Annotated in this window: 13 protein-coding genes; 8 read left to right on the forward strand and 5 right to left on the reverse strand. The window is 71.5% G+C overall.

What is annotated here, in order from left to right; genetic code table 11:
* Positions 1 to 30: 30 nt before the first annotated feature.
* The 7 genes from ACIA3K_RS03040 (at position 31) to ACIA3K_RS03070 (ending at position 7,084) form a co-directional block, all read left to right on the forward strand.
* Positions 31 to 285, forward strand: coding sequence for a FitA-like ribbon-helix-helix domain-containing protein (locus ACIA3K_RS03040; protein ID WP_396798846.1), 255 nt, complete (start codon positions 31 to 33; stop codon positions 283 to 285).
* Complete coding sequence (locus ACIA3K_RS03045) at positions 267 to 683, forward strand: type II toxin-antitoxin system VapC family toxin (protein WP_396799353.1); 417 nt, start codon at positions 267 to 269, stop codon at positions 681 to 683. The genes ACIA3K_RS03040 and ACIA3K_RS03045 overlap by 19 nt, the downstream gene beginning before the upstream one ends.
* 117 nt (positions 684 to 800) lie before the next feature.
* Positions 801 to 1,175 carry a YciI family protein gene (locus ACIA3K_RS03050; protein WP_396798848.1) on the forward strand — a complete coding sequence of 125 codons (375 nt, stop codon included), beginning with the start codon at positions 801 to 803 and terminating at the stop codon, positions 1,173 to 1,175.
* A gap of 61 nt (positions 1,176 to 1,236) precedes the next feature.
* A complete protein-coding gene (locus tag ACIA3K_RS03055; protein ID WP_396798850.1) occupies positions 1,237 to 4,023 on the forward strand; it encodes a BTAD domain-containing putative transcriptional regulator in 2,787 nt (928 codons plus the stop codon).
* Positions 4,024 to 4,113: 90 nt separating this feature from the next.
* Positions 4,114 to 4,836 carry a hypothetical protein gene (locus ACIA3K_RS03060; RefSeq protein WP_396798852.1) on the forward strand — a complete coding sequence of 241 codons (723 nt, stop codon included), beginning with the start codon at positions 4,114 to 4,116 and terminating at the stop codon, positions 4,834 to 4,836.
* Positions 4,824 to 5,705 carry a hypothetical protein gene (locus ACIA3K_RS03065; protein WP_396798853.1) on the forward strand — a complete coding sequence of 294 codons (882 nt, stop codon included), beginning with the start codon at positions 4,824 to 4,826 and terminating at the stop codon, positions 5,703 to 5,705. The genes ACIA3K_RS03060 and ACIA3K_RS03065 overlap by 13 nt, the downstream gene beginning before the upstream one ends.
* 188 nt (positions 5,706 to 5,893) lie before the next feature.
* On the forward strand, positions 5,894 to 7,084 hold the full coding sequence (locus tag ACIA3K_RS03070) for a serine hydrolase domain-containing protein (RefSeq protein WP_396798855.1): 1,191 nt from the start codon (positions 5,894 to 5,896) through the stop codon (positions 7,082 to 7,084).
* A 54-nt stretch (positions 7,085 to 7,138) separates the two neighbouring features.
* Here ACIA3K_RS03070 and ACIA3K_RS03075 read toward each other — a convergent pair whose 3' ends face one another.
* Together ACIA3K_RS03075 and ACIA3K_RS03080 are read right to left on the reverse strand one after the other, a co-directional pair.
* Positions 7,139 to 7,588: a hypothetical protein gene (locus ACIA3K_RS03075; protein ID WP_396798857.1), complete on the reverse strand. Its 450-nt coding sequence runs from the start codon at positions 7,586 to 7,588 to the stop codon at positions 7,139 to 7,141.
* Between the two features lie 99 nt (positions 7,589 to 7,687).
* Entirely contained in the window at positions 7,688 to 8,227 is a 540-nt protein-coding gene (locus ACIA3K_RS03080; RefSeq protein WP_396798859.1) for a TetR/AcrR family transcriptional regulator, read from the reverse strand.
* Between the two features lie 83 nt (positions 8,228 to 8,310).
* Between ACIA3K_RS03080 and ACIA3K_RS03085 the strand changes: the two genes are divergently transcribed.
* On the forward strand, positions 8,311 to 9,201 hold the full coding sequence (locus ACIA3K_RS03085) for an NmrA/HSCARG family protein (protein ID WP_396798861.1): 891 nt from the start codon (positions 8,311 to 8,313) through the stop codon (positions 9,199 to 9,201).
* 4 nt (positions 9,202 to 9,205) lie between these two features.
* Here the strand turns inward: ACIA3K_RS03085 and ACIA3K_RS03090 are convergent, their stop codons facing one another.
* From ACIA3K_RS03090 to ACIA3K_RS03100, 3 genes are all read right to left on the reverse strand, one after another.
* The gene (locus tag ACIA3K_RS03090; RefSeq protein ID WP_396798862.1) at positions 9,206 to 10,390 is read right to left on the reverse strand and encodes an NAD(P)/FAD-dependent oxidoreductase; all 1,185 of its coding nucleotides are present in this window, start codon (positions 10,388 to 10,390) and stop codon (positions 9,206 to 9,208) included.
* Positions 10,391 to 10,472: 82 nt separating this feature from the next.
* Positions 10,473 to 11,420, reverse strand: coding sequence for an RNA polymerase sigma-70 factor (locus ACIA3K_RS03095; RefSeq protein ID WP_396798863.1), 948 nt, complete (start codon positions 11,418 to 11,420; stop codon positions 10,473 to 10,475).
* Positions 11,421 to 11,547: 127 nt separating this feature from the next.
* Positions 11,548 to 12,750: a hypothetical protein gene (locus ACIA3K_RS03100; protein ID WP_396798864.1), complete on the reverse strand. Its 1,203-nt coding sequence runs from the start codon at positions 12,748 to 12,750 to the stop codon at positions 11,548 to 11,550.
* Positions 12,751 to 13,085: the final 335 nt, after the last annotated feature.

Raw genomic sequence — 13,085 nt, forward strand, 5'->3', positions numbered from 1 at the left:
CCTGGGTGATTGTGCATGCATAATGAATGCATGGTTGCTCTTCAGATTCGGGACGTACCGGAAGAGGTGCGGGACGCTCTGGCGGCCCAGGCCAAGGCGCGGGGACAGTCGCTCCAGGCGTACCTGTTGGAGTTGGTCGAGACGCAGGCGCGGCGGCTGCGCAACACGGCGACCCTTGATCGTTTCGCTGGTCGTTCGGATGGTGCCCGCTCCCTGCCGGGGGAGACCGCCACCGAGTTGGGTGAGCAGCGGGAGCAGCGTTCACCCTGGGGAGACGCCGCGTGATCGTCGTGGATGCGTCGGTGTTGGTCGACGCGTTGGTCGACGATGGTCCGCTGGGCGACGCGGCGCGGGCGGAACTGACCGGCGATCCGCACTGGGCTGCTCCGGGTCACCTCCTTGTCGAGGTTCTGTCGGTCATCAGAGGCAAGGTCCTCGGTGGCAAGCTCGGCCTCGCTCGTGCTTCGGAAGTGGTCGACACTCTGCCCTCGCTCGTCGTCGACGAGGTCAACGTCGCGATGCTGCTCGACCGGATGTGGCAGTTGCGGGGCAACGTCACGGCGTACGACGCGGCCTACGTCGCGGCGGCCGAACTGTTGAGCTGTCCACTCGTGACCGCTGATGGTCGACTCGCCAAGGCCAGCGGCGTCCGCTGCGAGATACGGCTAGTCGGAGCGTCCTGAGGCGGTAGGGCGTGCCGTGACATTCTTCTCCGCCACGGCGTCGAATCGAGGGCTGCTCGTTCGTGGTACGGGTGGAGGTGGTCGGCGGAGGCCGCCCGGGAGAAGGGGAGTTCTGAGATGGCGCGGTACCTGATCTCGTTCAACGATGGCGCGATGGACCACATCCCCGCCGAGGAGTTGCCCGAGGTGGGCAAGGCGGCGCACGCCGTGCTCCAGGAGGCCGTCGACGCGGGCGTCTGGGTGTTCGGCGGCGGCCTTCAACGGCAGCGGGCCAGCGTCGTGGCCACGGACGGGTCGGTCACCGACGGCCTCTACCCGGAGACCAAGGAGGTCATCGGCGGGTTCGTGGTCGTCGACGTGGCGACCCGCGAGGAGGCGCTCGGGTGGGCTGCCAGGTTCGCCGCCGCTTGCCGCTGCGCCCAGGAGGTCCGGGAGATCATGGCCGACCCTGAGATGGAGGAGATGCTCCGCCGCGCCGACCGTCGAGGGTGACCTCGTGTCCAGTGCGCGACGAACCGATCGAGGCTGCGGCCTGCGGATTTAGCCTGGGCCAGTGACGTCGATCGCTGACCCGGGCGTACGCGTCCGGCTGCTGGGGCCGGTGGAGGTCGTCGTCGCCGACGGCCCCCAGGCGGTGAACGGCGTACGCCGCAAGGCGGTCCTGGCGACGTTGGCGCTGCACGTGGGTCGGGTCGTGAGCGTCGACCGGCTCGTCGACGTGGTCTGGGGTGAGAGTCCACCCGCGACGGCCGAGAACACGCTGCAACGTCACGTCTCCTACCTGCGCGGGGTGCTCGGCGAGCCCGGATCGATCGTGGCGCGCCGGCCCGGCTATCTGCTCGACACCGGGCCGGAGTCCACCGACGTCCAGGCCGCCGAGCGCCTTCTCGACCTGGCTCGGCGTACGACGGATCGGGCGGAGCGGGTGGCTCGCCTCACCGCCGCCGTGGCGCTGTGGCGTGGCCCGCCGCTCGCCGACGTCACCGGCTCGCCCTGGCTCGAAGAGCAGGCCGAGCACCTGGCCCGGCTGCGGTTGGAGGCCGAGCGGGCGCTCGCCGAAGCGCGGCTCCGCGCCGGTGAGCACGCGCGACTCGTCCCCGGACTGGAACAGCTCGTCCGGCAGCATCCCCTCGACGAGCACCTGCACGCCCACCTGATGCTCGCCCTGTACCGGGACGGCCGCCAGGGCGAGGCGGTCGCCACGTACCGGCGGCTGCGTGACGCCCTGCGAGAGAACCTCGGCATCGACCCCAGCCCACGGCTCAAGGATCTCCAGGCGGCCATCCTGCGCCAGGACGCCGCGATCGCCGCGCCCGCGCCGGTCACCCCGGCCGTACCCGCACGGGCGGTGGCGGCGCAGTTGCCTCCGCCCGTACCCACGTTCACCGGACGTGCGGCGGAGCTGGCGGCCCTGGACGCGCTGGTCGACCGGGGCGGCGCCGTGGTGGTGTCCGGCACGGCGGGCGTCGGCAAGACCGCCCTCGTCGTGCACTGGGCGCACCGCGTGGCCGAGCGCTTTCCCGACGGGCAGCTCTACGTCAACCTGCGGGGCTTCGACCCGGCGGCTCCGCCGACCGACCCGACGCGGGTGCTGCGCGGGTTCCTGGAGGCGCTCGGGGTTCCGCCGGCCCGGATGCCGAGCGATCCCGATTCGATGGTGAGCCGGTACCGGACGGTGGCGGCGGGCCGGCGTCTGCTGGTGGTGCTGGACAACGCCCGCGACGCGGACCAGGTCCGGCCGCTGCTGCCCGGCTCGCCGGACTGCCTCGCGGTCGTCACCAGCCGCGACCAGCTCGTCCCACTTGTCGTCACCGAGAGCGCCCAGCCGGTGGTCCTCGACCTGCTGAGCCCCGAAGAAGCCCGCGACATGCTCGTCCGTCGGCTCGGCCCGCGACCGGTCGCCGACGAACCCGCGGCGGCTGACGACATCGCCGACCGCTGCGCGCGGCTGCCCCTCGCCCTCGCCATCGTCGCCGCCCGGGCCGCCACCAACCCGCGCTTCTCATTGGCCGCCGTGGCGAGCGAGCTGGGAGGTCTGGACGCCTTCCACGGCGGGGACGCGACCACCGACGTACGGGCCGTGTTCTCCTGGTCGTGTCGGACCCTCAGCCCGGCGGCGGTCCGGCTGTTCCGGCTGTTGAGCCTGCACCCCGGGCCGGATGTCGCCGCGCCGGCCGTGGCCAGCCTCGCCGGCAGCGCCCCGCAGGCGATCGGCCCTCTGCTCACCGAGCTGGCCCGGGCGAATCTCTTCGCCGAGCACACGTACGGGCGGTACGCGTTCCACGACCTGCTGCGCGCGTACGCCGCTGGCCTCGCCGACGAGGCGGAGCCGGCGGCCGACCGCCGTGCCGCGGTCCACCGGCTGCTCGACCACTGTCTGCACGCCGCGCACGTGGCCGACCTGGCGCTGCATCCGCACTTCAGCATGATCAGCCTGCCGGCCCCGCAGCCGGGCGTGACGCCGGAGAGCCCTCGGAATCGGTCGGCCGCCTCGGCGTGGTTCGCCGCCGAGATCCCCGTCCTGCTGGCCGCCGTGCCGCTCGCGGCGCGGTCCGGGTTCGAGGGGCACGCCTGGCGACTCGCCTGGACAATGGCGGGCTACCTGCACCGGCAGGGACACTGGCAGGACTGGCTGGGTACGCAACAGATCGCCCTCGCCGCCGCGTCCCGCATCGGGGATCGGACCGGGCAGGGGCACGCGCACCGTAGCCTCGGTCTCGCCTGCTCCCGGCTGCGCCGCTACGACGAGGCCGACGACCACCTGCGGCGCGCGCTCGACCTGTTCGGCGAGGTCGGCGACGACGCCGGACGGGCACACACCTGTCTGAACCTCGGCCAGCTCGCCGAGCGGCGGGGCGACATCCGCGAGGCGCTCGAGCACTCCCGGCGGGCGCTGACCCTGTTCCGGCGGGCCGGCAACCGGGCCGGGCAGGGTTACACCCTCAACGCGGTCGGTTGGCAGGAAGGGCTCCTCGGCGACCACCACCGCGCCCTCACCTCCTGCGGCGAGGCGCTGCGGATGTTGCAGGAGGTGGACGACGTCCAGGGTCAGGCCGACACCTGGGACAGCCTCGGCCACGCCCACCACCAGCTCGGCGACGACCGACAGGCCGTCGCCTGCTACGCCCGGGCCCTGGAACTCTTCGGCCAGGTCCACGACCGGTACGCCGAAGCGAGCACGTACGTCAACCTCGGTGGTAGCCACCGGGCCCTCGGTGACCTGGGGGCCGCGCGTGTCGCCTGGCGTCACGCGCTGCGCATCCTCGATGAACTCGGCGACGCCGACGCCGACGCGGTCCGCGCCGACCTCGTGCAGCTCGACGCCACCCGGTCGGGCTGACGCACCTGCTTTCAGCGCCGTTTCCGGGCCGTTTCAGGGCGGCTCGGCACTCTTTGGACACCAGATTCCACCCAGGAATGGAGTGTTCAAATGAGTCGCCTGGTACGCCGCCTCGCGGTGATGGGAGTGGTCGGCGCAATGGCGCTGGCCACGTCCACCACAGCCCTGGCACAGACTGACAAGCCGCCCACCAAGGGCGCCGACTGCGTGGTCCAGTACGTCGACGAGCGCGGCGGGATCGTCCGCACCGGGACCGAGCCGGAGGGTCGGGAGTACGGCCGGTTCCGCTGCGCCAGCGGACAGTGGACCTTCGCCTGGGTTCCGTTCGGCGCGGACGACGTGATCGTGGCGGACGAGGTGTTCGTCGACCCGTCCGGCGTCGTCTCGGTACGGCGGTTCACCGGTCCGGCGCTCGGCAACGACCTCACCATCGGCGAGATCACCGCCATCGCCCAGGCCGTCACCGGCAGCGCGGAGGTGGTCGTCGACCGCGCGATCGTCGCGGTCGACGACGGCAAGGAGCGGACCCCCGAGCAGATCGCGGCGTTGTTCGCCGGTAAGGACACCACCGGGGTACGGGTGTTGGACACGATCGACAAGCCGGACGCCGCAAGGTCGGCGAAGGACGTCATCGACGAGGCCGGAGGCACACCCGAGACCACCGTCGTCTACTTCAGCCTCTGGGGCGCGATCAAATCGGTGTTCGCGTGGGTCGCGGACACGATCAGCGACATCGGCGGCTGGTTCGAGCGGCACTGCGACTGGGGGCTCTCTCCCAACGGCCTGGGCGTGGTGGTCACATGTCGCTGGTAGCGCGGGACATCGCCAGGCGCGTCGGAGTCGTCGTCGTGGCACTCATCGTCGGGTTGGTGGCGTCGTACGCGCCGTCGCGGGCGGCCGAGGGGGACGCCCGGACGACCGTCACCGACCAGCCCGGTGCTCCGGGAACGATGCTGCGCCAGTTCGAGGACCTCACCGGCCGAGGTGTCGGTGACCTGAACACGGTGCTGGCCGTCGACACCGGCGGTCGCAACGTCACGGTCGATGAGTTCGCGGCGCTCGTCGCGGGCGAGAAGGTCGACGGTGTCACGGTCCTGGGCACGATGCCCGGCGGCCGGGACATCCTCGGCACGACCATGGCCGACCTGGCCGACGGCGGGTACGACGGCAGGAGCGGCAGCGGCGGCACCCTGCTCTTCGCCTCCTCCGTCCCCGGGGGGCGGGAGTGGTGCCTGACCATGTGCGTGGCCTCGGGGAAGTCCGTGTGGGAGTGCCTGCTGTCGCGCCGGACGGGCGATCTGTTGCGCACCCTCGACCTCTCCGGCGACACGACTCTCGGCGCGACGAAGACGGCCTTCGAGAAGGTCAACGGGGTGGCCGTCGAGGGTCCGTACGCCGTCGACACGCTCATCGGTGACGGTGAGCCCTCGGCGGACGAGCTCCAGGCGCTGCTGGACGACAAGGACGTCGACTCGCTGCGTCGGGTGGCGACCGTGCCGGGGCCCGACCCGGGGTGGGCGTTGACCGACGTCGCCGAGAAGTCCGGCGTCACGTACCGGAAGACGAAGATCCACATCTTCACCTTCGGCCTTCCCTTCCTCGGGAAGATCCTGGTGGTCTGCGTCTCGCACAACGACGGCAAGACGTGGAAGTGCTCGTCCCGCCCCTGGAGCGGGTTCTAGGTGTGCCGAGGAGCGGTATACCTCAGCGGTATACCGCTCACCACCGCCAGGTCCCGCGACCGCCGGCGACCCGGCCGGCCCGGTAGCGCAGGCTGTACCAGAAGGAGGGCAGCTGGGGGGATCGTCCCTGAATCGGAATTCTTGAACCCTTGATGGCGTCAAGCGTTTCCGAGACTCAGGGAGCAGTCATGCCGCCGCACACCGTTACGTCCACGCGCCGCCGAGCCCTGCGGGCGGTCGCCGCGACACTGGCCGCCGCCACCATCCTGACCGGCTCCGCCGCGTTCGCCGCCACCGACAGCGGTCGCCCGGCCGGGCGACGCGATGCCATGCAGCGGCAACTGGACGGTCTGGTCAGCGAGAGCGGCTTCCCCGGCGTCCTCGCCTCCGTACGGGGGGCCGACGGCCGGGTCCGCGACTACACCGCCGGGGTCGGCGACCTCCAGACACGCCGCCCGGTTCCCCGGGACGGCCAGGTTCGCATCGGCAGCAACACCAAGACCTTCACCGCGGTGGTCGTCCTGCAGTTGGTGGGGGAGGGACGCGTCGACCTGGACGCCACGGTCGAGCACTACCTGCCCGGAGTCGTGCGAGGTCACGGCAACGACGGCGACGCGATCACCGTACGTCAGCTGTTGCAGCAGACGAGCGGCCTGGCGGACTACGACGACGTGCTCTTCACCAAGGCGCAGGACCTCATCGACAAGAGCCACTCGTACTACCAGCCGAGGCGGCTGGTGGATGCCGCGCTGACGAACGCGCCGCACTTCGCGCCGGGCGCGAGGTGGGAGTACAGCAACACGAACTACGTCCTCGCCGGGCTCATCGTCGAGCGGGTCACCGAGCGTCCCGTCGGCGAGGAGATCACCAACCGGATCATCAGGCCACTCGGCCTGCGCGACACCTACTGGCCGGGGGTGGGGGAGCAGCCTCTTCGGGGTACGCACCCGCACGGCTACGTCGCAGTGACCCCCGGCGCGCCGTGGGTGGACGTCACCGACATGGACCCGTCGCTGGGCTGGGCCGCCGGCCAACTGGTCTCCACGCCCGACGAGCTGCGGACCTTCTTCCAGGCGCTCGTCGACGGCCGGCTGCTCAAGCCCGCGCAGCAGAAGGTGATGATGAGCACCGTGCCCGCGCCCGGCTTCGAGCCGAGCGGCGAGTACGCGTACGGGCTCGGCATCGCCAGCCACGAGTTGCCCTGCGGCGTCGAAGCCTGGGGCCACGGCGGGGACATCCAGGGCTTCGAGACCCGCAACCTGGTCACCCGCGACGGCCGTGGGGCCGTGGTCGCCGTGACCGGCCTGCCGACCGGTGAGCAGATGCTCGCCGAGGTGAACGAGAGCGTCGAGACGGCGCTGTGCGGCACCGACCACTGAGCATCGTCGGCCCGGTGACATCGCACGCGGACCTGCGCGCCTACCTTGCGGCCGCTACGCCGAGCCGACGCCGTAGGAAGGCGGCTCCCAGCGGGTACCGGTGATCCCGGCCGCCTGTTCGTGTGCGCGGTTGAGGATCGACTCCGCCTCCCGCCGCGCGGCGGTCACGATGCCCTCCGCCTCGAGTCGCGCGACGGTGCGGTGGTCCTCGGCCTGCTTCTCGGCGAGGTCGAGGATCTGCTCCACCCGGGTACCCAGGCCGCTGAGGGTCGGCGTCTCCCGCTTGCGCCGTCGCGGAGCGGCGGCGGCCTGGTCGTCCTCCTCCCGGTCGGCCAGGCCGTCCTCGACGAGGTGGGACTCGCCGGTGCCGATCAGGGAGAGCGCGACTCCGATCGCGGCGACCGCGACACCGGACCAGAGGGCGGCCGGCCCCAGGGCCGGACCGACCGCGCCGCCGACGCCGAGCCCGACGAGGACGGCCGCGGTCCTGGCTGGCTTGCGCACGGGTCCTCCAACGACGGTACGGGCGCGGGTATCGGCTTCCAGCATGACGATCGAGTCAAGTTCTCCGGCCCCGAACGCTCCACGGTGGAATGAGGTCGGTCACCGTGCCGGGGACTGGATTCCCGCCAGGGAGAGGGCCAGGAGTCGTTCCGCCTTCGTGGCGTCGGCCGGCTGGGCGGCGAGTGAGATGGCGTTGGCGAGGGTCATCACGTCTGCCATGACGACATCCGCGCGTACGGTTCCCTGCTCGACGGCCCGACGCAACAGCTTCTCGCCCGCCGCGCTGAGCGTCGCGCCGCAGGTCTCGTTCTCCTCGGGGGGCGCGTTCAGCAGTGTCACCGCGAGCCCACGGGTCGTCGTGGCGTACACGGTGACCTCCCGCAACCAGGTGGTGAAGGCGGCGAGAGCGTCCGGCTCGGCCAGCAGATCCTCGGCGCGGCCGGCGAGGTTCTGCACGCAGGTCCGGAAGACGGCCTGGAGCAGGGACCACCGGGATGGGAAGCGCCGGTGCAGGGTCGCCGAGCCGACCCCGGCGGAGCGGGCGATCTCCTCCAGCGAGGCGTACGCGCCATCGCGGGCGATCGCCTCGGCGGCCGCCTTCACGATGAGGTCGTAGTTGCGCTGTGCGTCGGCTCTCATGGCCCGCCCTTGCCAAAGTGGGGTGGTCCCCCATATCGTAGCCGACGAGAAGTGGGGGGACGCCCCACTTATTTGGAGGCATCATGGCTGTCCTCGTCATCGGCGCGACCGGCAAGCAGGGCGGGGCTACCGCCCGGGCACTGCTCGACCGTGGCGTCGCGGTCCGTGCCCTGGTCCGCGACGTCGCCACCGACAGCGCCCAGGCTCTGGCCGCGCGCGGCGCCGAACTGGTCAAGGGCGACCTGGACGACCCCGCGTCGCTGCTCGCCGCAGCCCAGGGGATGGACGGCCTCTTCTCGATCCCGTTTCCCGACGTGGCGAACCTGCGGGGCGACGCCGAGCTGACTCGCGGTCGGAACGTCGTCGAGGCCGCCCGCCGGGCCGGAGTGGCACACGTCGTACACAGCAGCGTGTCCGGCGCGGGCGACTTCCACCGCAGCCAGCCCGGCTGGGCCGAGGGCCGCTGGGACCGGCACTACTGGGAGAGCAAGGCGGCGATCGACGAGATGGTCCGCACCGGCGGCTTCGCGCACTGGACCGTGCTCAAGCCATCGACGTTCATGGAGAACCTCGTCGGCTGGTCGTACCTCTTCGGCGACTGGTCCAGCGGCACGATCATCACCGGCTTCGCGGCGGACACCAAGCTTCCCTGGATCGCCGTCGACGACATCGGAGAGGCCGCGGCGATCGCGTTCACGGACCCGGGACGGCTCGACGGCCTGGACGTCGAACTCGCCGGCGACCTGCTCACCATGACCGAGGTGGCCGCGATCCTCGGCGAGGTCACCGGCCGGACGATCTCCGCGCCCGTGCTCACTCCGCGGGAAGCCGTCGAACGCGGGCTGCTTCCCGCCATGGTCAATTCGGTCGAGCGGATCAACGAGAACGGCAGCCCCGCCCGTCCCGAGATCACCCGGGCGCTCGGCCTGCCCACGACCGACTTCCGGACGTGGGCACGCCGCACGTTCTCCTGAGGGGTCACATCGAGGCGGTGGCCCGCGTCCGGGTGGCGCTGACCCGGCGGCGGCGCACCGGGTACGGGATCGGGTGCGAGATGCCCCAGGCGGCGCCCTTGCAGACGACCTCCTTGTAGCGGGCCGCCAGCCGCCCGGTCAGCTGGGACGGCTTGGCGCGGTCGTCGGCCGTCACGTACTGGATGATGCCGTCGCGGCGGCCGAGGCTGATGCACTGGTTGAAGTAGCGCAGCGGGGCATTCGGCATCCTGGTCCGACCGGTCAGGCGTGCGGCGATGGCGTCGGCCGCCTGCCAGGCCATCGGAGTTCCCGAGGCGCAGGACATCCGTAGCGGCTTGCCGCCGGGCCCGGCGGCGATGGCGGCGTCGCCGACCGCGTACACGTCCGGGTGCGAGACGGACCGCATGGTGTCGTCGACGACGATCTGCCCGGTGGGCGCGACCGTCAGGCCGGTGGCGGCGGCGATGGGGTGGACGGCGAAGCCGGCCGTCCACACGGTCACCGTGGCCGGGATCGTCGCGCCGTCGGCGGTGACCACGCCGGCCGGCTCGACCCGGACGACGTCGGTGTGCTCGTGCACCGAGATGCCGAGCCGGTCCGTGACGCCCCGCAGGTGCTGTCGCGCCCTGTCGTTCAGCCAGTCACCGAGACCGCCGCGGACGGCGATCGCGACGTCGAGGTCGGGCCGGGTCTCGGCGATCTCGGTGACGGCCTCGAGGCCGGTGAGACCTCCGCCGACCACGAGCACCCGCTGCCCGGCCGCGAGGTGGGCGAGACGGTCCCGCAGCCGCAGCGCCGACGGTCGGCCCGCGAGGTCGTACGCGTGCTCGGCGACGCCGGGAACGCCGTGGTCGGCGGAGGCGCTGCCGAGGGCGTAGACGAGCGTGTCGTACGCGATCTCGTCGTTGCCGTGCTCGTCGGTCAGCGCGACGGTCCGGCGGTCGACGTCGACGGCGGTGACCCGGGCGATGCGGACCCGCACGCCGGTGCCCGCGTACACCCGGCTCAGCTCGCGGCGCGTGAGGTCCTGGCCGGCGGCGAGCTGGTGCATGCGGACCCGCTCGACGAAGTCGGCCTCGGCGTTGACAACGGTGATCTCGATGTCGTCGGGGTGCAACCGGCGGGCGAGGCGGCCGGCGGCGGTCGCTCCGGCGTAGCCGGCTCCGAGGACGACGATGCGGTGCTTCATGGCGGCGCTCCTGTCTCGGCGATGGTCGCTACCTGAACCGGGCGGCGACGCCGTTGCTGACAGGAGGCGGTTATGACCTGGGTCACCAGACGTGCAGGAGCGGCTCCGAGTGTGCGGTGACGGACCACTGGCGGGTGACGCGTTCGAGCTTGTCGGGGTTGACCTGGACGCGGATCGCCGCGACTCCCTCGGGCGTCATCTCCAGGGACATGACACCGACGACCTGCTCGCCGGTCACGACGACGACCGCGGGGCCGCCGTTGACGACCTCGGCGTAGAGGGCGGGGCTGCTGCCGCCCACCAGGTTCCGTTTCACGTCGCTGGGCCGGAAGAGGCCGCGCAGGAACTTCGCCACCGCCAGCGCGCCGACGACCGGCGTGGTGCGGGCCGGGATCTTGCCGCCGCCGTCACCGATGCTCGTCACGTCCCCGGTCAACAACTCGACCAGCCGCTGGATCTGGCCGCTGTTGGCCGCCGTGAGGAACTCGGTGACGATCTTCCGGGCGGCGGCGTCGTCCACCTCGCCGCGCGCCCGGCCGGCGGCGACGTGCTGCTTGGCACGCCGGTAGATCTGCTGGCAGTTCGACTCGGTGAGGTCGAGGATCTCGGCGATCTCACTGTGCGGGTAGCCGAACGCCTCGCGCAGCACGTACACCGCGCGCTCGTTGGGCGACAGCCGCTCCATGAGGGTGAGCACCGCCATCGAGACCGATTCGCGCTGCTCGACGGTGTCGACCGGGCCGAGCATCCGATCCCCGGCGAGGACGGGCTCGGGCAGCCAGGTGCCCACGTAGGTCTCGCGCCGGGCGCGCGCCGAGGTGAGCTGGTTCAGGCACAGGTTGGTGAGCACCCTCGTCAGCCAGGCCTCGGGCGTCTCGACGCGCTCCCGGTCGGTGGCCTGCCAGCGCAGGAACGTGTCCTGGACCGCGTCCTCGGCGTCGCTGGCCGAGCCCAGCAGTCGATAGGCGATCGCCTCCAGGCGGGGCCGGGAGCGCTCGAACACCTCGATCTCGTCGGGACGCAGTGGCATGGCTCGACAGTAACCGCGCCTGTCGCGCGGCCGCAGATCCCACTACTGGCCGTTAGGATCTGGGCCGTGAGCGCCGGGGCCGTAGGCCCCCGCCGACCACCTCGACCGGAGCCTCTGACACACGTCCCTACTGGTCGACGAGCGCCGTCAGGGCCGCGCGTTGTGGCCACGCCTCGTCGGTCATGCAGTCCGTGAGGCAGGAGAGACCGAAGGCGAGCGGCCACGAGACGCTGTGTCGATTCTCCGCGGGCAGCAGCGCGAGAGGGTCGTCGGGATCCCACTGTGTGGTGGTCGGGACGGGTACGGAGAGCACCTCACCCACATACGGCCGTTCCGTCCGGAGGACGGCCCGCCGCAGCACCTCTTCGGCGGTGACCTTGAGCAGGGTGACCGTGCAGAACTCCGGCACGCCGCCCCGACTGATCCACCGACCGAAGCCGAGGACCACGCTCTCGGCTATCTCGTGTGGTTCGAGGTGGCACTCCTCGCGCAGCTCACGTAGCGCGCCAACGACGATGACCTCCTGAAGGCTGGGCGCGGTAACCGTCGCCGCCGCGTCCCCGGGCTCCAACGAACCGGATCCGGAGGGTGCGATGAGCCCCGGGCTGCCCACGTTGTCCCGTGTCTGGGCGACGAGCAGCAGCCGTCCGTCGAGGGTGAACGCCAGGGTGGAGATGCCCACCACGTTGGCCAGCCGACTGTCGGCGAACCGGCGCAGGCGGTCCCGGTGGTCGAGGATCAGGTCGCGGCCACGCATCGGTCGGGTGTCCCGACCTGCCTCGTAGACGTCGTACGGCGCGAGCAGGTTGCTGCAGAAGAAGTCGAAGTAGTGCGCCGGCCGCAGCGTGACGACCGGGTCGTCGGCACCGGTCGGCAGGTCGTCGGCGAGGCCCAACACCGCTCCGTTGTACATGGCGGCCGTTCGGGCGTGCCGGGCCAGGAAGTCGAACGACCAGCGCCGCAGGTCCCGGCCGAGGACGTAGCTCGTCGGCGAGACGACGCAGCGGATGCCGTGGCCCCGCAGCCGGGAACTCTCGTCGGTGGGGATGATGCCGGTGCTGTGGGCACTGGTGAGGACCCGCTTCGGGTACCGGACCTGTTCGACGATGTCCCGATAGTCGTCGCCGTCGCGGGGATGGAAGCGGAACTGCCGAGTCCGTCGACGGTTGGCGAGGATCTCCAGGGTCGAGACCAGGAGACCCGCCGTGGCCGCCGCGACGCTGAGCGCCAGCGGTGGGCTCTGCGTGGCGGTCGCCGCGCTCAGGATCGCCAGGCCGACGCCGGCGGCGGTCAGGCGATACCGCCACAGGCCCTGCCGCCAGATGCTCATCGTCGTGCTGACTCTTCTCGCCGTCCTGAGCACTCGGCACCTTTCGGTCGCACCTGACGGAGACGACCGCATGGTATCGGCAGTAGAAAACACCACATTTCCGCCGAGCTGCCGTGCAAGTTTACGAATGTGTCAGCGCTCGCGCCGTGCGCCGCGCCGCGGTGGCCAGCGGCCGCGCAGGTGAGCAATCCGTCCGTCGAGGACAGATGTCGCTAACCGGACAAGACGGTAAAGCCCCTGGTAGAGGACCCTTGAGCCAGGTGAGAGGGCGAGGGATGTCGGGCCACATCCCCACCCGCGCGCCCGGTACGGACAGCATCGTCCGCTCCGGAGCC

The organism is Micromonospora sp. NPDC051543, from assembly GCF_044454415.1.
GTDB lineage: Bacteria > Actinomycetota > Actinomycetes > Mycobacteriales > Micromonosporaceae > Micromonospora.